Annotated in this window: 20 protein-coding genes and 1 pseudogene; 12 read left to right on the top strand and 9 right to left on the bottom strand. The window is 63.9% G+C overall.

All coding sequences use genetic code 11. From position 1 onward, the window contains the following. Window positions 1–2 precede the first annotated feature (2 nt). From AC5RU9_RS19285 to AC5RU9_RS19275, 3 genes are all read left to right on the top strand, one after another. Complete coding sequence (locus tag AC5RU9_RS19285) at window positions 3–662, top strand: nucleotide exchange factor GrpE (RefSeq protein WP_494017721.1); 660 nt, start codon at window positions 3–5, stop codon at window positions 660–662. Window positions 663–750: 88 nt separating this feature from the next. Continuing rightward, the gene (locus AC5RU9_RS19280; protein ID WP_494017720.1) at window positions 751–1,728 is read left to right on the top strand and encodes a DnaJ C-terminal domain-containing protein; all 978 of its coding nucleotides are present in this window, start codon (window positions 751–753) and stop codon (window positions 1,726–1,728) included. A 10-nt stretch (window positions 1,729–1,738) separates the two neighbouring features. Further along, complete coding sequence (locus tag AC5RU9_RS19275) at window positions 1,739–2,167, top strand: heat shock protein transcriptional repressor HspR (RefSeq protein ID WP_494017719.1); 429 nt, start codon at window positions 1,739–1,741, stop codon at window positions 2,165–2,167. Here the strand turns inward: AC5RU9_RS19275 and AC5RU9_RS19270 are convergent. After that, window positions 2,164–2,562 (bottom strand): nuclear transport factor 2 family protein, encoded by a 399-nt coding sequence (locus AC5RU9_RS19270; RefSeq protein ID WP_494017718.1) that lies wholly within the window; start codon window positions 2,560–2,562, stop codon window positions 2,164–2,166. The genes AC5RU9_RS19275 and AC5RU9_RS19270 overlap by 4 nt on opposite strands. 19 nt (window positions 2,563–2,581) lie before the next feature. After that, window positions 2,582–2,974, bottom strand: a complete 393-nt coding sequence (locus AC5RU9_RS19265) for a hypothetical protein (RefSeq protein WP_494017717.1) — start codon at window positions 2,972–2,974, stop codon at window positions 2,582–2,584. A gap of 257 nt (window positions 2,975–3,231) precedes the next feature. On the opposite strand from AC5RU9_RS19265, the gene AC5RU9_RS19260 reads away from it, so the two are divergent. Then, a complete protein-coding gene (locus AC5RU9_RS19260; RefSeq protein ID WP_494017716.1) occupies window positions 3,232–3,534 on the top strand; it encodes a DUF3040 domain-containing protein in 303 nt (100 codons plus the stop codon). 41 nt (window positions 3,535–3,575) lie between these two features. On the opposite strand, the gene AC5RU9_RS19255 is transcribed toward AC5RU9_RS19260, so the two are convergent. Together AC5RU9_RS19255 and AC5RU9_RS19250 are read right to left on the bottom strand one after the other, a co-directional pair. After that, window positions 3,576–3,998 (bottom strand): hypothetical protein, encoded by a 423-nt coding sequence (locus tag AC5RU9_RS19255; protein ID WP_494017715.1) that lies wholly within the window; start codon window positions 3,996–3,998, stop codon window positions 3,576–3,578. A gap of 116 nt (window positions 3,999–4,114) precedes the next feature. Further along, window positions 4,115–4,765 carry a CG0192-related protein gene (locus AC5RU9_RS19250; protein ID WP_494017714.1) on the bottom strand — a complete coding sequence of 217 codons (651 nt, stop codon included), beginning with the start codon at window positions 4,763–4,765 and terminating at the stop codon, window positions 4,115–4,117. 106 nt (window positions 4,766–4,871) lie between these two features. Here AC5RU9_RS19250 and AC5RU9_RS19245 point away from each other — a divergent pair, with 106 nt between their 5' ends. The 4 genes from AC5RU9_RS19245 to AC5RU9_RS19230 all read left to right on the top strand — a co-directional run bounded on the left by AC5RU9_RS19245 (window position 4,872) and on the right by AC5RU9_RS19230 (window position 8,249). Next, window positions 4,872–5,213: a hypothetical protein gene (locus AC5RU9_RS19245; protein WP_211713700.1), complete on the top strand. Its 342-nt coding sequence runs from the start codon at window positions 4,872–4,874 to the stop codon at window positions 5,211–5,213. Window positions 5,214–5,478: 265 nt separating this feature from the next. Next, window positions 5,479–6,288: a GNAT family N-acetyltransferase gene (locus AC5RU9_RS19240; protein WP_494017713.1), complete on the top strand. Its 810-nt coding sequence runs from the start codon at window positions 5,479–5,481 to the stop codon at window positions 6,286–6,288. A 120-nt stretch (window positions 6,289–6,408) separates the two neighbouring features. Beyond that, entirely contained in the window at window positions 6,409–7,074 is a 666-nt protein-coding gene (locus AC5RU9_RS19235; protein ID WP_494017712.1) for a GntR family transcriptional regulator, read from the top strand. Beyond that, window positions 7,071–8,249, top strand: coding sequence for an MFS transporter (locus tag AC5RU9_RS19230; protein ID WP_494017711.1), 1,179 nt, complete (start codon window positions 7,071–7,073; stop codon window positions 8,247–8,249). The genes AC5RU9_RS19235 and AC5RU9_RS19230 overlap by 4 nt, the downstream gene beginning before the upstream one ends. A gap of 13 nt (window positions 8,250–8,262) precedes the next feature. Here AC5RU9_RS19230 and AC5RU9_RS19225 read toward each other — a convergent pair whose 3' ends face one another. Further along, complete coding sequence (locus AC5RU9_RS19225) at window positions 8,263–11,709, bottom strand: DEAD/DEAH box helicase (RefSeq protein ID WP_494017710.1); 3,447 nt, start codon at window positions 11,707–11,709, stop codon at window positions 8,263–8,265. Window positions 11,710–11,874: 165 nt separating this feature from the next. Between AC5RU9_RS19225 and AC5RU9_RS19220 the strand changes: the two genes are divergently transcribed. Then, the gene (locus AC5RU9_RS19220; protein WP_494017709.1) at window positions 11,875–12,723 is read left to right on the top strand and encodes a DMP19 family protein; all 849 of its coding nucleotides are present in this window, start codon (window positions 11,875–11,877) and stop codon (window positions 12,721–12,723) included. A 171-nt stretch (window positions 12,724–12,894) separates the two neighbouring features. On the opposite strand, the gene AC5RU9_RS19215 is transcribed toward AC5RU9_RS19220, so the two are convergent. After that, window positions 12,895–13,122: a hypothetical protein gene (locus AC5RU9_RS19215; protein ID WP_494017708.1), complete on the bottom strand. Its 228-nt coding sequence runs from the start codon at window positions 13,120–13,122 to the stop codon at window positions 12,895–12,897. Window positions 13,123–13,307: 185 nt separating this feature from the next. Between AC5RU9_RS19215 and AC5RU9_RS19210 the strand changes: the two are divergent. After that, window positions 13,308–13,403: pseudogene (locus AC5RU9_RS19210) on the top strand (type IV toxin-antitoxin system AbiEi family antitoxin domain-containing protein); the annotation flags it as partial. A 125-nt stretch (window positions 13,404–13,528) separates the two neighbouring features. Here the strand turns inward: AC5RU9_RS19210 and AC5RU9_RS19205 are convergent. After that, complete coding sequence (locus AC5RU9_RS19205; RefSeq protein ID WP_494017707.1) at window positions 13,529–14,080, bottom strand: COG4315 family predicted lipoprotein; 552 nt, start codon at window positions 14,078–14,080, stop codon at window positions 13,529–13,531. A gap of 142 nt (window positions 14,081–14,222) precedes the next feature. Here AC5RU9_RS19205 and AC5RU9_RS19200 point away from each other — a divergent pair, with 142 nt between their 5' ends. Both AC5RU9_RS19200 and AC5RU9_RS19195 read left to right on the top strand, forming a co-directional pair. Further along, window positions 14,223–14,720: a sigma-70 family RNA polymerase sigma factor gene (locus tag AC5RU9_RS19200; protein ID WP_211713707.1), complete on the top strand. Its 498-nt coding sequence runs from the start codon at window positions 14,223–14,225 to the stop codon at window positions 14,718–14,720. Further along, window positions 14,717–15,391, top strand: coding sequence for an anti-sigma factor family protein (locus AC5RU9_RS19195; RefSeq protein ID WP_494017706.1), 675 nt, complete (start codon window positions 14,717–14,719; stop codon window positions 15,389–15,391). Before AC5RU9_RS19200 ends, AC5RU9_RS19195 begins: the two co-directional genes overlap by 4 nt. Before the next feature lie 4 nt (window positions 15,392–15,395). Here the strand turns inward: AC5RU9_RS19195 and AC5RU9_RS19190 are convergent, their stop codons facing one another. Next, on the bottom strand, window positions 15,396–15,884 hold the full coding sequence (locus AC5RU9_RS19190) for a type II toxin-antitoxin system RatA family toxin (RefSeq protein ID WP_494017705.1): 489 nt from the start codon (window positions 15,882–15,884) through the stop codon (window positions 15,396–15,398). Window position 15,885: 1 nt separating this feature from the next. Then, complete coding sequence (locus AC5RU9_RS19185) at window positions 15,886–16,278, bottom strand: hypothetical protein (RefSeq protein ID WP_211713710.1); 393 nt, start codon at window positions 16,276–16,278, stop codon at window positions 15,886–15,888.

Raw genomic sequence — 16,278 nt, 5'->3', positions numbered from 1 at the left:
CCATGCCTCACCACGGCAACGAAGCAGAGCACTCTGACGGCAACGAGCCGCGTAAGCCCGTGATCCGTGACAACCGCAAGGTTGACCCGGAGACCGGCGCGGCCCGCCACCCTGAAGGCGAAGCTGCGGCTCCCGCAGGAGGCAACGCCGCTCCCACGGACGGCGACGCCCTCTCCCAGGCTGAGGAAATCCTCAACGGGGTAGAGGTGCCGGCTGAAGAGTCGGTAGCCTCCGGTGCCGCGGCTGAAGCCCAGGCTGCCGAACTGCGCAACGACCTCCTCCGCCTCCAGGCTGAGTACGTCAACTACCGCAAGCGCGTCGAACGCGACCGCGCCGTAGCAGGAGAGATGGCCGTCATTGGCGTCCTGAATTCCCTGCTTCCGGTGCTGGACGACGTCGACGCCGCACGCCAGCACGGTGACCTTGAAGGCGGCCCCTTCGCCGCCATCGCCACCAAGCTGGAGAACGCGCTGAAGACCTACGGACTGGAACGCATCGCGGACACTGGAGTCGAATTCGACCCCACCATCCACGAAGCACTCATCCAGCAGCCCGGCGAGGACATCCAGGTGGATACGGTCAGCCAGGTCCTGCGCTCCGGATACCGCTCAGGAGAGCGTGTCCTGCGTGCAGCCCAGGTTATTGTGGCCGTCCCGGCCTAGTAACCCTTGAGATGGCAGTTCGTGACAGTGTTTGAACCAAACATTGGCATGAACTGCCATCTCGTTCCCACGACGAAAGGAAACGCTCTTGGCCAGCCAGGACTGGGTTGAAAAGGATTTTTACGCGATCCTTGGTATTGCCAAGGACGCGTCCGACGCGGATATCAAGAAGGCTTACCGCAAGCTAGCCCGGCAGTACCACCCGGATACCAACGCCGGGGATGCTGCCGCGGAGAAGAAGTTCAAAGACATTTCCGAGGCTTACTCGGTGTTGTCGAGTCCTGAGGACCGGCAGCAGTATGACGCTATCCGTGCCATGGGCGGCGGTGCCAGGTTCGCCCCTGGTGCCGGACGCGGTGGTGCGGGAACCAACGGCGGGTTCGAGGACCTGTTCGGTGGCTTGTTTGGCGGCGGCCCGGGTGCACGCCAGCCCCAGGGCGGCGGCATCCCTCCGGAGTTCGCCGACCTGTTTGGTGGCGGATTCGGCGGTGCCGGGCAGACCGGCTTCCAGCGGGCGCCGCAAAAGGGCTCGGATCGCACGGCCACCACGTCCATCTCGTTCGCCGGCTCCATCAAGGGCACCACTGTGAGCCTGCGTGAGAGTAATGGCAACGTCATCGACGTGAAAATTCCTGCCGGAATCAAGGATGGCCAGAAGGTCCGCCAGCGGGGCAAGGGCAACGTTGGTCCCGCCGGTAACGGCGACCTCATCATCACTGTGAACGTTAAGCCGCACGACTTCTTCCATCGAGACGGCGACAACATCCGCATCCATGTGCCCGTCACGTTCGCGGAAGCCGCGCTGGGGGCCACTATCGAGGTTCCCACTCTCGACGGCGACACGGTCAAGTTGCGAGTGCCGCCGGGAACACCCGCAGGCCGTACGCTCCGGGTCAAAGGCCGTGGCGTGAAGACGTCCAAGGGCGCCGGCGACCTGTTGGTGACTATCGACGTCGCGGTCCCGCAGAACCTGAACAAGGAAGCGGAAGAGGCCGTGAAGGCGTTCGCCGCTGCCACCACTGACGCGAACCCGCGCCACGACCTGGCTTCTAAAGCCCGGTTGTAAGGAGGCGGTGATGGGCATCGACGTCAACCAGCCGATCTTCGTCATCTCCGTTGCTGCGGAGCTTGCCGACATGCATCCGCAGACGTTGCGCCAGTACGACCGGCTGGGCATCGTCTCGCCTAGTCGTGCGCCGGGCAAGTCCCGCCGTTATTCGCAGAACGACGTCAACAAACTGCGGGAGGTCCAGCGCCTCTCGCAGTCCGGCGTCTCACTTGAGGGCATCAAGCGAATCCTCGACCTCGAAAACCAGGTTGCCGCCCTTCAATACCGGGTGGCCGAATTGACCGAGGAGCTGACCCGCCGTCGCACACCAGTGGACACCCGCATCTTCGCGGCGGGCACTGCCGGCGACGTGGTTTCGCTGGCGCGTGGCCAGCGTCCCAGGGCGCGGTCCCAGGCCGTTGTGGTGTGGAGGCCGCGGCAGGGCGAAAGCCTCTAGTCCGTCACCGTGTCGGCATGCCGGTGGGCCACTTTCCATTCCCCGCCCTCGCGGCGGTAGACCTGGGTGGCGCGGAGCACATACTGACGTGGTTCCCCGTTGATGGACGCCGAGGTGTGCTCCAATCCGGCCGTGTAGGCCATGTCGCCTATGACGTCGTACGCCTGAAGCTCAAAACTGTAGGAGAGGCAGTCCGAGAAACTCTCCGCCAGCGCCGCAAACAGTTCATCCAATTCCTGCTGGCCGTGCGCGTTCCGGAACGCCCCCAGCACGCTGACGGGCTCGTTTCGCGACCAGATTGCCCGACGTAGTGAGGCATCGCCGTTGTGGAGGGCGAATTCCGCCTGATACAGGGTGGACCTGACCCATCCGAGAAATTCTTCGGTCCCATTCATGCCTTCAGTATGCGCCTCGCTAGCGCTGCCGGTCCCAGCTGACCACAACGCGTACCGCCCCGTTCTCGGTGCGTTCCACATTGGTGACGATCTGCGACTCAGCCGCGCCCATGGCCCTGATCTGCTGCCGGTAGTCCTCGATATGCGCCTGCAGTGACTCTTCTGTCCATTCGCCCGGGCGCATCCGGGTCGAGATCTCGACGGGTTCCTCCCGGACCATGATCTCTTCGGGCTCGCTGGGCTGCGCAGGTTCCGGCGTCGGGGCTTGCGGCACCAACATGCGGAAGGCGAAAACTCCGCCCGCAACGCCTGCAACCAGGCCTGCGGCGATGAGCCAGAGCGTACGCCGGGGTCCGCGGCCAGCCGGGGTGGACTTCGGAAGCACCATATTCTTTGCAGTTTTGTGTGCCATGGGAATTCAACCTTCCGGTCGGCGATCTGTGTCCGTGCTCGTGGCGCAATGGGCCCGCAGCCCCAGCCTATGCATTTCCGGGACCTGTAGGAACCCGCGGCAGATGGAACCAAACCAAGAACCTGCCCCATGGAACCTGTGGCACGTGCACCGAAACGGGCAGATAATGAAGGCATAGCACGGCAAGCAGCGCACGTGCTGATGGCCTGAGCATCGATGCAAGCTTCGCGGACCTGCTCGTGTGGTGAGGAACTCCGGTGTCGTTGTCGGAAGAAGAACGCAGGAGCTTGGAGGAGTTGGAGCGGGATCTCGCTGCGACGGATCCCGAGCTCGCCTCCCAGCTGATGTCGGGCCGCCCTCGCGGAGAAGTGGCCAGCAAAATCCTTGGCAGCCTGGCTGTCCTGGCCGGGTTCGTGATGGTGATCGCGGGAATCATGACCCAGCTGGTCTTCCTGGGCGTCGTGGGCTTCCTGCTCGCCAGCGCAGGAGCTTACTGGCTTTTCGCCAGGGCCCCGTTTCGGCGGCGAATCCAACGGCACGACGGCGAACCCGCACCTTAGCTGGCGGGCCCGCCCTGCTGCTTTTGGCAGCTTTGGGCTGCTTAGGGAACCGGGGGCACTGGAGGCAGGACCGGCTCTTCCGGTCGCTTAGCTGGCCCGGGTTCGCCCGGAGGCACCATGGCACGCCACGCCAATACTGCTCCAGCGCCCACTACGGCTGCGGCCAGGGCCACCAACAATCCACCGCGCCGGGAACGCCGCTGCGGGGCCCTGCGGCTCAACGCCTGGGTGGCCCGCTTAACGGCCCGGGCGGCAGTGCGTTGGGCTTCCTTGGCGGTCTTCTTGTTGCCGGTCAGGGTGAGCATCACGCCGTGGACAACTGACGGGACATCAGCATGGTTGATCCGGGACAACGCCCATCTAACCACTGCGTCGGATTGCGAGGACGTGCCTTCGGCAGCATGGCCCACCCATTCGCGGGCCAGGTCCTGTGCGGCGGGAATGATGTTCTGTGGCTTGTTCATGGTGCGCCCCTAACGGAGTAGATGGCCTCGTGTGCCAGCCTACGCTGGAGTCCCCGGAGCCAACAGATGCCGGGCCCACGTTCCTTGCCGGTTACCGGAAGACGGAACGTCGATGCCTAGTCGCGGACCACGGCCGCGAGTTCCACTGGGTTCTCCAAACCGGCCCAGCTGCCGCTCAGCGTCAGCTCACCGTGCAGCTCCGGGGCAGCAGCCGAGTTTGCGGAAACATCGGCGGCAACATCCAGGACCCTGGCTACTTTCAGCCTCAACCCACCCGCATCAATGATCGTCACGCCACTGCCCGATACCGGCGCCGAGGCACTCAGGGCGGGTACGCCGCCGTCGAGCGTTCCACTGCCCTTCACCGTTACGGTGCTGGGGCGCGGTTCAGGCTCGCCGTCCACAAACTGTTCGGCTTCTTTCTGGCCTGTAAGGATGGCGGTCGCGAGGGCCTTGACGTAGATGGGGTCAGCGCAGGCGTCGTAAACCCAGCGCTTCCCCAGGACGGAGTGGTCCATGGTTCCGATCAGCCAGTCCTCAGCGCCCGCCAGCTCGTAACCGCGGTAGCTGAGGGGGACCTGGTAGATGCGCTCGCCCGCGGTGACCACATGGGTTTCCAGGCCCACTTCGCCGGCGGGGTCGTCAAAGCGGTAGGCGCCGATGAGTTCCGGCGTGCCGTCCTGGATGAACCAGGGCTGGTTCGGCAGGTAATCAGCGATGAGTTCGAGCTTGGACGGGGACAGGGTTGCCTTGTGAATGATCGCCATGACCACCAGCCTAGGGCAGCGTGCGCCCTGCCATGAATGAAGTCCGATGCGCGGCCTCGCCCCAGCTCTGATTACAATCAAAGGGACGTCGACCACTGAGGGAATCATGAAGAAACTCACCACTGTCCTGATCGCTGCCGGGATTATCGCCTCGGCATCCGCCTGCTCCGCCCAGCAGCAGCTGACCACAGCAGAAACCTGCGACCGGGTTGGCGTCGCCGCAGCCGGCATCCCGAGCAACCAGAGCAAGACCGCCACCACCCGCGTTGCCAACGCAATACGGCCCCTGGAGCCGGTGGCTTCCACGGAGATGAAGCCTGTGGTGACCGCGATCCTGGAGTTCATGGATGAGCAGTCCAAGGAAAGCCCTGACGAGGCCAAGCTGGCCGAACTTGGTCAGGCCTACCAGGAAGCCGGCACCAAATACGGCGAGCTCTGCCGCGGCTAATGACGCCCGCGGCCTAGCGGCTTGGCAAGGCCTTCGAAAGGGACCGGTTGATCAACCGGTCCCTTTTGCGCACCCGACGCTCTCTCACGTCCCGCCCCTTTCGCCCCGACGCTCTCTCACGTCCCGCCCCTTTCGCCCTGACGCTCTCTCACGTTCCGCCTCCTTTTTCCCGACGCTCTCTCCCTCTCTTAAAGAAAGTGAGAGAGGGTTTGGGTTTCGGGGGTGGGATGTGAGAGAGGGTTTGGGGGTGCAGTAGGCTCGCGGGATGACGGATTCTGAGACCAAAGCCCGGCTTCTCGCTGCCTACGACCAGCAGTTGCGCACCGATGCCGAGACCCCGAGCGCTGTGGCGGTCAAGGAACTCGGCCCACTGCGGTTGGTGACTTTTCTGGGTGGCCGGGGCTTCATCACATACCAGGACCTGGCGGGCGCGGACGAGGAGGGTATCCGCGGCTTGGTGGAGGCAGCGGTTTCCTACTTCGAAGGCCAGCCGGAGATCACCCGGATTGAGTGGAAAACCCGCGGACATGATCACGCTCCCGGGCTCCACGAAGCCCTGACAGCCCAGGGCTTCACCGCAGATGAGCCAGAGTCGATCATGATTGGTGAGGCCCGGGCCCTCAGCTTAGATGTTCCCTTGCCCGACGGCGTGACTTTGCGCCGGGTCGTAGAGGAACCGGATGTGCGGGCCATGAGTGCCATGCAGGACGAAGTGTTCGGCGACCCTGTTTCGGGTGAGATGGCGGATGCCCTGCTTCATCGGCTTTCGCTGGACGACGGCATGGAACTCTGGGTTGCAGAAGCCGACGGCATCATTGTGAGTGCCGGACGCTTGGAACCAGTAGAGGGTACCGACTTTGCCGGAATCTGGGGCGGTGCCACCCGACCGGAGTGGAGGGGCCGCGGGATCTACCGGGCCCTGACAGCCAGCCGCGCCCAGGCTGCATTGGCGAACGGCAAGACACTCATCAACAGCGATTCCACCGAGTACTCCCGCCCCATCCTGGAACGCTCGGGCCTGGTCAAAGTCTCGACCACGACGCCCTACCGCTGGACCCGGGCAAGCGAGGAGTAGAAGCCCGGGGAGGGGACCAAAGGCGCTCGATCGGGGTTGCTCCAAATCAGGCGCGTTGCTTTCGCCCGGGGAGGGTGTGTATAGATGTATACAAGTACACCTTCTCCTTTGGCGGCATGAATGTCTGATCCACAACCCCGCAACACCGGGGCGCACTTTGTCTACACCGAGCTCAAGCGGCAAATCCTTGATCTTGAACTCAAGCCGGGAACTCGTCTCTATGAACCCGCGATGGCAACGGCGCTGGGGGTGTCCCGGACCCCACTGCGTGAAGCCATCCGCCGCCTGATCTCCGAGAGCCTCCTCGAACAGCAAGCTACAGGTGGTGTCCTGGTTCCGGCGCTCGATGCGAAAGTCATCTCCGAGTTGTACGACGTCCGTGCCGCGCTGGAATCCTTAATGGCACGCGAAGCCTGCGCCCGGGCCACGGAGCAGGACATCCAGGACCTGCAGGGAATCCTGGAGCGCAATGCGGCCATGGTCGGGTTTGCGGACGAAGCCATGAAGTACGGCGTAACCCTCCACGCCACCATCGCCTCCATCGCCGGAAACTCGTGGGCCCAGCGGTTCCACGAGCAGATCGGAAGCCAGGTTGAGCGCTACCGGTACTTCACCAACAACTCGGCGGAGCGACGCGAGGAAGCCTTGTCCAACCACCGCTTGCTCGTCGCCGCGCTCGCCGCCAAAGATGCGGACCGCGCAGCGAAGATCGCCTTCGACCACGTCATTGGTGCCCGCGATGAGACACTTCGGATGATCTCCCACAAAGGACTGGACGCCGAATGATCGGTGAACTGGGACGACGCTCGTCCACGGCCCTCCTGGTCCACTCGGCCCTCATTCAGGCAGTGACGTTCCTGGTCCGGCCGGCCGCTACGTACCTGGCTCTTGAGCTCGACGTTCCTGCGTTTGCCCTGGGTGTCCTCGCGGCCAGCTACGCTGTGTTTCCCTTGCTGCTCGCCCTGCCCATCGGCGGACTGGTGGACCGCCTCGGTGAGCGTCGGCTCATGGCGATCGGGTCCGCCGTCGTGCTTTCCTGTTCGGCATTCCTGCTCTTCTGGGGCTCCTCCGTCGCTGCTCTTGTGGCCGGTACGGCGCTTCTCGGTGCGGGTCAGTTGGCATGCGTGGTGGGGCAGCAGGCGGTGGTGGCCAACAATGCTGCGGCTTCCCGGCTCGACTCGGCGTTTGGTTACCTGACTTTCGCCGCGTCCTTGGGCCAAGCACTCGGACCGTTGGCGATCTCCGTGGTGGGCGGCGCCTCAGTCCGGCCCAATACGCAGGCGATCTTCACATTATCGGTGGCCATGAGCCTGGTCATGTTCCTGACCACATTCGTTATTTCCGGCCAGGTGAGCAGGCGCAGGGGCAAAGCCAGATCCCAGGACGCCCCCAAGGGCGGTGCGGTTGCGTTGCTGAAAACACCGGGAGTCATCCGTGCGCTGGCCACCAGCGCCACCGTTCTCGCCGTCGTCGACCTGACCGTTGTCTACCTTCCCGCGCTGGGTGCCGAACGCGGCCTGACCGCCGCTACAGTTGGCCTGATGCTGACGGTCCGCGCGGTTTTCTCGATGGTCTCCCGCATTGGGCTGGGCGGCATGTCCCGCAAACTGGGCCGGATGAAGCTGTTGGTCCTCAGCCTGGCCATTTCAACCGTGGCCCTTGCAGTGGCCGCGATTCCCATGCCCGTGTGGCTGCTGTTCGTCGTCATGGCGTTCCTGGGTCTGGGCCTTGGCATCGGGCAGCCACTCACCATGTCCTGGCTCTCAGCCCAGGCGCCCGAAGGCCAACGTGGGCGCGCGCTTGCTTTGAGGCTCGCGGGAAACAGGGTGGGCCAGGTGGTCCTGCCCAGTGCCATCGGGGTGGTGGCGGTAGGTCTTGGCGCGGCGGGGGTGTTCCTGGCGTCCGCGGTTGCCGTGGGCGGGACCATGCTGCTGCTGCGGGGAGTGCGGTTGGACGACTAACCCACCGTTCGAGCTATTCCGCGAACAGCGCCGCCAGGTCCTCCGCCGTCAACGAGCCACCGGCAAGGGCGTCGCCTTCCATCACATCCGCGAACAGTTGAGATTTCTTGGCCTTCAAAGCCATGACCTTTTCCTCGATGGTGTCCTTGGCAACCAGCCGGTAGACCATGACGTTCCGGGCCTGCCCGATGCGGTGCGTGCGGTCCACGGCCTGCGCCTCGGATGCCGGGTTCCACCACGGATCCAGCAGGAACACGTAGTCCGCCTCAGTCAGGTTGAGCCCGAACCCGCCGGCCTTCAACGAAATCAGGAACACCGGGGCGGACCCGTTCTTGAACTCGCTGACAACATCGCCGCGGTTCCTGGTGGAGCCGTCGAGGTAGCAGTACTCAATGCCCTCAGCGTCCATGCGGTCGCGGACCTTGCCGAGGAAGCCGGTGAACTGGCTGAAAATCAAGGTCCGGTGACCTTCGGAAATGATGTCTTCCAGCTGTTCGAACAACACATCCAGTTTGGACGACCGAACGCCGGACAGTGAAGAGTCCACCAACGACGCATCCAGGCTCAGCTGCCGCAGCAACGTCAGCGACTGGAAGATCGTGAAGCGGTTCTTGTTCACATCGTCGATCAGGCCAAGGATTTTTTGCCGTTCGCGCTGCAGGTGCGTCTGGTAGACCTTCTGGTGCCGCGGGTTCAGCACCACTTCAAGGATCTGCTCCTGCTTGGGCGGCAGGTCCTTGATGACCTGCTCTTTGGTGCGGCGCATCATGAGCGGACGCACACGACGGCGGAGCTTGCCCAGTTGCGCGGAGTCGCCGTTCTTCTCAACCGGCTTTTGGTAGTTCTCGGCGAACCGCTTGGGGCTGGGGAACAACCCCGGCGCCACAATCGAGGTCAGCGCCCAGAACTCCATGAGGTTGTTCTCCAGGGGCGTGCCCGTGATGGCCAGCTTGAAACGGGCCGGCAGCTTGCGTGCGCACTGGTACGCCTTGGACTGGTGGTTCTTCACGAACTGCGCCTCGTCGAGCATCAGCCCGGCCCATTGGAACGAGGCGTAGGCATCGTAATCAATGCGGAACAGGGCATAGGAGGTAATCACGACGTCGGCCCCCGCCAACGCGTCCACGGGTGACAGGCCGCTCTTGGCAAAGGTTTCACCGACGGTGCGCACCACCAGCCCCGGCGCGAACCGCTGCGCCTCCAACGCCCAGTTGCTCACCACACTGGTGGGCGCCACCACCAGGAAGGGTGCACGGGGAGTGACGTCCGCTGAGGGCCCTTGGGCAGCAGCAACGGTCTCCGCGGCCAGGTCCTTGGCCGCGCACATCAGCGCGATCGCCTGCACGGTTTTACCCAGGCCCATGTCGTCAGCGAGCACGCCACCGAGGCTGTGCTTGTACAGGAAGCTCAGCCAGTTGAATCCCTCGAGCTGATACGGACGCAGCTCAGCGTTAAGGCTGGCCGGCAGCGGCAGCCCGGTCACGCCGTCGTCGAGCAGTCCGCCCACAGCTTCGCGCCACGCGGCGGCTTGCTCGTCCACAATCCCGAGCTGCGCCAGCTCGTCCCAGAGCCCGGCCTGGAAGCGGCTGATCTGCAGGGTGCCGTCCTTGTTGTCCGGGTTGTCCTGCAGGGAGCGCGCTTCGTCGATCAAGGCGCGCAACTGGTGGAGCTCGGGCAGGTCAAGCGAGAAGTAGGCGCCGCTGGGCAGCAGCATACGGCTCATGCCGGCGGCCAGGGCCGAGAACACGGCAGCAAAGGACACGGGTTCGCCTTCGAGCGTGATCACGATGCCGAGATCGAACCAATCGCCGCTGGCGGTTTCCTTGGTGGAAATCGACACGACAGGAGCTTCGGCGGCTTCACGGTAATCGGCGATGTCACCGGACGTTTCCACCACGACGTCGGGCAGCTCCCGCAGCGCCGGAAGCACCTCTTCGGTGAACGCCAGAGTGTCCAAACCACCCAGTTCGGCAGAGGCCGCGAGCCGGGGAGCGCCCCAGCCACCCGTTGCCGACTCGGCCAGCGCAGCTACAACGTCCCACGGCCGGCCCAGTGACTCCAGGATGCGGGCTTCCTCGGGATCGTCGCGGTATCCGCGGTCGTCCGGGTGCCGCCACAGGGGCTGCGCTGTCACCAGCGTGCCGGATTTGTAGTGCCACTCCCAGTGCAGCCGGACCTTGTGGTCGTTGCCGTAGTTTGCCAGCAGGGACAAGGTGGGGACAGCCAACGTGGGCAGTTCCACAGATTTGTCCGCGGCCTGGACCGGTGTGGACTGGCGCAGCTTCGGGTAGAACGAGGTCAGGAAGCGGCTCTCATCCTCGGCAGGAATCTGAAGCGTTTGGCCATCGGTGACGAACTCCAGGAGCTCATCGCTGACATCGCCCTCGATCGGTGCCAGGGTGATCAGGTTATTCTGCTGCGGCACGCCCGGCAGGGTGGCGCCCGAATGCGTGAAGAAAATCCCGTTGGCCGGCTTGCCCAGGAAGCCCACGGACGCGGCGTCAACAGGCTCCCCACCGACGGTGACGGACGGCGCAAGCTGCAGGCCGCCGTCGTGCGTTGTTTCGGTTCCGTCCGCGTCCAAGCGCGCCAAACTGAGTCCGACGACGGCGGGTTGCGTCTCGACGCGGACGGGCTCAGTCCCAGCCGAATGAATGAGCGGGATGCCGGCTTTGGTGGCGTCGGAAAGGAGGGTCCAGAGGTTCTTGGCAGCGAAGTCGTTGAGGCTCAGCCACATCGCGCCCGACGGCTGCTGACGGCCATTGCTGGAGCCATGCGCAGCCAGGAAAGTCTGAAGCCATTCCACCTGTATTTCGTTGAATTCGCGTCGGAAACTGACGTAGCTGAGGTTGTTCCACGTGACGTCACCGCGGATCCACTTGCCTTTGGCGCCCATCATGACGGGCCGGGCCTTCAACTGGCGGACGCTGCGCATGGGGTCTCGCCGGCCTGTGTAGGAGAAGTGGGCCGCCGGCTCTTCGACCTCGAACTGCAAAGCGAGCGGGATGCCCGCCGCGCTGGGTACGCTGCCGGGCTTGGCGATCAACCGGTTGAGCGCCTGCTCCCACGCGGGCCGCGCAGTCCCGCCTTGCTGGCCCGGGCCGAGCCGGGACGTCTGGATCCCCGGTGCCTGCGACAAAAGCTGGGCGCGGATAGTGGGATGGTCCTCAGCGGTGAAAAGCAGCGCGGCGACGTGTTTGCAGTCCTTCCGGACCGGGCAACTGCAGATACCCACAGTGCAGCTCCAGCCGCTGGGCTTACGGACCAGTTTTGCCGACGTCGAATACGGCTGGGGGCCGTTACCTCGAACCTTGCCGAGGAGAAGCCCCGTAGCCGAATCGAACGAAATCCCGGTAACCCGGCTCCCCATGGCATACGCCAATCCGGCCGCCAAGGAGCGGTCGTTGATGGCAGGAGTCTGAATGGCCAGTTCCCAGGTTTCGTCTGTGTGGGACGGCATGCGTCGGGCTACTTTCGGCAGGAGGTTATCTGCTCAATCTTAGTCAGCAGAAAACAGCTCCCAAACTTCGCCCTCCGTTAACCTCAACCTCGATTGCGGCGGAGCTCCCACGCGTACGTTGAAAGAGTCCGGAGCACCATCAGCTTTCAGCAGTGAGGATTCCCCATGACTACCAACGAGTACCCCGTCGTCCTGAACAAGACCAGCTTCGAAGCAGGCAATGCGGATGTTGTGGATTCCAACGTCAACGTCGTGAACGAGATGTACCAGGAACTCCTGAACAGCGACGAAATCGCCACCGCTGCACTCAACAGCTACTTCGTGGATTTCTACCTGACCCAGGCGCTGTCCGGCGGCTTCGCCCAGTACGTCTTCACCGCACCGGAGCGCGAAGAAGTGGACGGGTACGTCCGCGCAGGGCTCGAAGGCATGGGCGCGTCCCGTCACCTGGACCTGTTCAACCGCACCGCATCGGCGTTTGATGCCCTGAGCGAGGAAGAAGCCGAAGCCTACCTCGACGGCGAACTGGACGAGACCGAAGCCCCGCTTCCCGCTGTCGCGCTCCTTGACGAGCTGGACGGCGAGTTCGAAGCCCTCCTCGAAGAGGAAGACATCATCGACCTCAACGCCGCATACCTCCGTGACCAGTCCGAACTCCTGGTCCTCTCGGACGAAGACATCGAGGCACACATCGCCGAACGCGTCGCGCAGATCCCTGACCTCGCCGAGCGCCAGGCCGAAGCCGAGGAAGAAGCCCTCGCCAACGCCCCCGAGTTCGAAGTCATCATCCGCGAACTGTGCGACGTGGCTGGCTATGCCCTGGAAAAGATCACCATGGGCGACCCCAACTACCAGCATGACGGCCTCACCACCCTCGCCTGGCACTTCACCACCGACCACGGCGACTACATCATGGTGGAAGACGACGACGAAGCCTTCATGATCCACCCGGAGACGAAGGAAATCATCGCCGCCGTGGAGTTCGAGGAGTCCGACGAGTTCGCTGACGCGTAAGCCTTGGTTGGCTGGGCGGCCCGCATCCTCCGCGTGCTGCTCCTTCGTCGCTTTGACGCACGCTTCCGGATGCCGGCCGCCCAGCCGCGCACGCTTCCGGATGCCGGCCGCCCAGCCGCGCACGCTTCCGGATGCCGCCCAGCCGCGCACGCTGTCTAGCCACCATCTTCCTTACGGGGTGGATCCGCCGGCCGGAGTTTGGGTTGTTTTGGTGCGGCGCAGCTGGATGAAGCCCCAGATGATTGTTGCTTGCCAGAAGGCGAGTACGCCGATCCAGATCCAGTCGATGCCACCTTTCGTGGCGTTGATGACCATGGCGACGAATCCCAGGGCCCAGGCGACTTGCTGCATGATAAGGATCGCCGGGCTGGGCGGATTCTTGGTGCCGTTGCGTGCCATATTCCCCTCCCCAATGAGTAGCCTGCAGTCTAGCGGACCCCGAATTCGCTGGAATCGTGCGAGATCGAGGGGTAAGCTCCCGCGGTCTCGCACGATTCCCGCGATCTCGGTGCGCCACTTTCCACATAGCTCGTATGGCTCCTTCTGCCCCCTAGCCCGCAGTCACCATGCTGGCTTGATGGACCCTCATGGAGGAGGGCTGGCAGTTCATCCGGGTGGAGTGGAGGGACCTCTTCCAAGAGCGGACCTTCAAGGAGCGCATCCTTCGGGCCCTCAGGTGAACGGGCCCGGAGCGCGAGTTCGCGGGAAACCTGCGTTTTCGCATGCAACCTTCCAGCGGTATGACACGTTTCCCGCGAACTCGACGCACCAGGCACGTTCCCGCGAACTCGACGCACCAAAGAACTCAGTAACCGGAAGCCGCAGCGCCCTTGACCATTTCACCCGTAGGGCTGACCAGGTACCAGACACTGCCTACGCCTTGACCGGTCACGTCGCCAGGAGCCTTGTCTTTGGCGTAGTAGTAGAGCGGCATGCCGTTGAGAGTCACGTGCTTCTTGCCGTCCGGCGACATAATGGTTCCCACAGTTCCCGTGACGCCTTCAACGGCAGGAGCATCCGACGTCGTAGTGAAAATGGGCCACGCAGCCAGGCAAGCATCGACGCAGGCGCTCTTGCCTGAGTCCTTGACGTCCTTGGTGAAGAAGTAGAGGCTCATGCCTTTGCTGTCCACCACGATCTGGCCGGCGCTGGAGGAGGCGACCTTCATCTCCGCGGCGGCCATGGCGGAGGCGGATGCTGAGCCCGGTGCAGCGGACGTGGGCGCCGCGGACGAAGGCGCCGCGGACGTAGCAGGCGGGGGAGCGGACGACGTGGTGGTTCCCGGGCTTCCACCACATCCCGCCAGCGCAGCACTCAATACCAGCGCTCCGATTCCAAGGCTGAGTCGTGTAGTCATCTCTAGCTCCTTTGCTTGGCCGGCCGGGATGAGTCGGCGCTAACCCCTACGACGCCGATGGGGGAAGAATGGTTCACAGGACTGAACCTTTTCTGCACAGCAGGCGTCGTATGAGCGAAGGGGCAACGGGAAAGGGGTGGAGATGCCGCTGGATGAGGACGTGGTGGCGGCGATCTACCGTGACCACGGCACGGCCTTGAAGCGCTTTGTGCTCAGCTGCACCCCGGACGCCCATCAAGCGGACGATGTAGTTCAGGAGACCATCCTGAAGGTGTGGCAGCACGCGCCACAAATCACGGGCAGCCTCCGCAGCTACCTTTTCCGCACGGCCCGCAATGTCATCATCGACAATTATCGGAAGGCGCAGCGGCGACCTGCCGAGACCGGCGAGCACGACCTTCCCGACCATGCGGCGACCGAACGTGTGGATGAGTTGCTGAACCGGGTCCTGATGGAGGAGGCCCTGCTCCGCCTCAGCCACGAACACCGCGAGGTCCTGGTGGCCCTGCACTACCAGCGGTTCACCGTCAGCGAGGCAGCACTGCAGCTGAACATCCCGGCGGGAACCGTGAAATCCCGGGCTTTCTACGCTGTGAAAGCCCTCCGAACAATCCTTGACGAAATGGGGGTGGAACGATGAACGGCAACTCCGTCCACCAATTGCTGGGCGCCTACCTTTTGGGCGGGCTGGACCCCGAGGAGGAGGCGGCCTTCCGGGACCACCTTGCCAATTGCGCGGACTGCCGTCACGAGCTGGAGGAACTGGAAAGCCTCCCCGCATTGCTCGACGCCGTCGCCGCGGCTGACGCTGTCGCCCTCACCGCTTCGGGGGGTGCCAGTGCCCTAGCGCCGCTGGAACCCCTGCCCGAAGTGCTTCCGGAGAAGGTCCTGGTTGATTTGTCGGTCCGCAGGCGGAAATCACGACGCCGGTGGGCGGCTTTGGTGGGTGCAGTCGCCGCTGCTTGCCTGGCAGTTGGGTTCCTCGCCGGGCCGCTGCTGAACCAGGCACCGAAGCCCGATGCGAGCTACTCGGTCCAGTCGGACAGCGGATTGCAACTGACGGTGGGCATGGTGAAGAAGACCTGGGGCACCGAGCTCGAGGTGGAGGGCCGGAGCATGCCGCTTGAAGGCACCCTATACTTGTGGGTGAAGGGCAGGGACGGTGCCGAGGAACGGACCTGCGGTTGGACAGCAACACCAAGCGGCCGGATCAAGATCACCGGCGCGACGCCCGTTCAGTTGGCGGGCATCGCCGGTGTTGAGTTGCGCGACGACACCGAGAAGACCGTGGCGTCGATTTCGGTGCCTTAGCACCTCAGCGCTCCGGGGCGCCCTGTGATCGGAGTTCTGCCACGAGGACAGGATCCTCGCAGGCCTTGGCGAACGCTTCGATACGTCGCTCGATTTCGCGGCCCAGCAGCCAGCCGCCGATCCGCTCTGCCACTGGCTTCAGCAACGCCGGGCGGCATGAAAAGGTGTACTTCCAGACTGCCCGGGTGCCGCCGTCGTCCGCTGTGAACCGCCAACCGCCACCAAAGTTCTCAAAGAACCAAGGCCCGGAAACCATTGTCATGCCCACGTTTCGCGGTGGCGCGTACGAGACGTATTCGCTGACCATTTTCAGGCCCATGCGTGACACAGTCCTGGTGCGCACGCCCTTGCCGGCCGTCGTGGCGCCGTCCATGAGGCTTTGCGCCGAGATGAACGGGTCCCACTTGAGTCGGAAGGCCCCCGTGGTTTGGGAGAGGGCAAAAGCTGTTTCGGGATCGAGGCGGATAAGGCGCTCGGCGCGGACCTGCGGCATATCAGTTCCCCTGCCCTGCTCCGGCCACAAGGAACACCATGAAGACCACGCCAAAGATGTTGACCGCCATGATCGCCAGTCCGATGATGCCAGTGATGCGGCCGGCATTCATGCGCCCAGCCCGGAACACCGCAATCAGCCCACAAACCACAGCAACGACGGCGAGCAGGACAGCAACACCCGCCAGCACCAGAGCACCAACCCACCAGGCATCGTTGCCCTGGTTATAGCGGCTCATTGCTGAAGCGACCGCCGCTATGCCCAAGGGAAGGCTGACAACTGCCGCGATGGGTGAAAGGACCGCGGAGATGATGCTGGTGATCCCGGCACCCAGGCCACGATTACCGGACCGTTGGGGTTGCTGGTAGTAATCGACCGGTGGCTGGTAGCTCAT

The organism is Arthrobacter sp. B0316-5-4 (genome assembly GCF_059090325.1).
This window is presented reverse-complemented; position numbering and strand designations above follow the sequence as displayed.

What these genes read in the sequence shown, in the direction of transcription:
- AC5RU9_RS19285 (WP_494017721.1), top strand. Translation starts at nt 3, where the DNA reads ATGCCTCACCACGGCAACGAAGCAGAGCACTCTGACGGCAACGAGCCG.
- AC5RU9_RS19275 (WP_494017719.1), top strand. Translation starts at nt 1,739, where the DNA reads ATGGGCATCGACGTCAACCAGCCGATCTTCGTCATCTCCGTTGCTGCG.
- AC5RU9_RS19270 (WP_494017718.1), bottom strand. Translation starts at nt 2,562, where the DNA reads ATGAATGGGACCGAAGAATTTCTCGGATGGGTCAGGTCCACCCTGTAT.
- AC5RU9_RS19265 (WP_494017717.1), bottom strand. Translation starts at nt 2,974, where the DNA reads ATGGCACACAAAACTGCAAAGAATATGGTGCTTCCGAAGTCCACCCCG.
- AC5RU9_RS19255 (WP_494017715.1), bottom strand. Translation starts at nt 3,998, where the DNA reads ATGAACAAGCCACAGAACATCATTCCCGCCGCACAGGACCTGGCCCGC.
- AC5RU9_RS19250 (WP_494017714.1), bottom strand. Translation starts at nt 4,765, where the DNA reads ATGGCGATCATTCACAAGGCAACCCTGTCCCCGTCCAAGCTCGAACTC.
- AC5RU9_RS19245 (WP_211713700.1), top strand. Translation starts at nt 4,872, where the DNA reads ATGAAGAAACTCACCACTGTCCTGATCGCTGCCGGGATTATCGCCTCG.
- AC5RU9_RS19240 (WP_494017713.1), top strand. Translation starts at nt 5,479, where the DNA reads ATGACGGATTCTGAGACCAAAGCCCGGCTTCTCGCTGCCTACGACCAG.
- AC5RU9_RS19235 (WP_494017712.1), top strand. Translation starts at nt 6,409, where the DNA reads ATGTCTGATCCACAACCCCGCAACACCGGGGCGCACTTTGTCTACACC.
- AC5RU9_RS19230 (WP_494017711.1), top strand. Translation starts at nt 7,071, where the DNA reads ATGATCGGTGAACTGGGACGACGCTCGTCCACGGCCCTCCTGGTCCAC.
- AC5RU9_RS19225 (WP_494017710.1), bottom strand. Translation starts at nt 11,709, where the DNA reads ATGCCGTCCCACACAGACGAAACCTGGGAACTGGCCATTCAGACTCCT.
- AC5RU9_RS19220 (WP_494017709.1), top strand. Translation starts at nt 11,875, where the DNA reads ATGACTACCAACGAGTACCCCGTCGTCCTGAACAAGACCAGCTTCGAA.
- AC5RU9_RS19215 (WP_494017708.1), bottom strand. Translation starts at nt 13,122, where the DNA reads ATGGCACGCAACGGCACCAAGAATCCGCCCAGCCCGGCGATCCTTATC.
- AC5RU9_RS19205 (WP_494017707.1), bottom strand. Translation starts at nt 14,080, where the DNA reads ATGACTACACGACTCAGCCTTGGAATCGGAGCGCTGGTATTGAGTGCT.
- AC5RU9_RS19200 (WP_211713707.1), top strand. Translation starts at nt 14,223, where the DNA reads ATGCCGCTGGATGAGGACGTGGTGGCGGCGATCTACCGTGACCACGGC.
- AC5RU9_RS19195 (WP_494017706.1), top strand. Translation starts at nt 14,717, where the DNA reads ATGAACGGCAACTCCGTCCACCAATTGCTGGGCGCCTACCTTTTGGGC.
- AC5RU9_RS19190 (WP_494017705.1), bottom strand. Translation starts at nt 15,884, where the DNA reads ATGCCGCAGGTCCGCGCCGAGCGCCTTATCCGCCTCGATCCCGAAACA.
- AC5RU9_RS19185 (WP_211713710.1), bottom strand. Translation starts at nt 16,278, where the DNA reads ATGAGCTACCAGCCACCGGTCGATTACTACCAGCAACCCCAACGGTCC.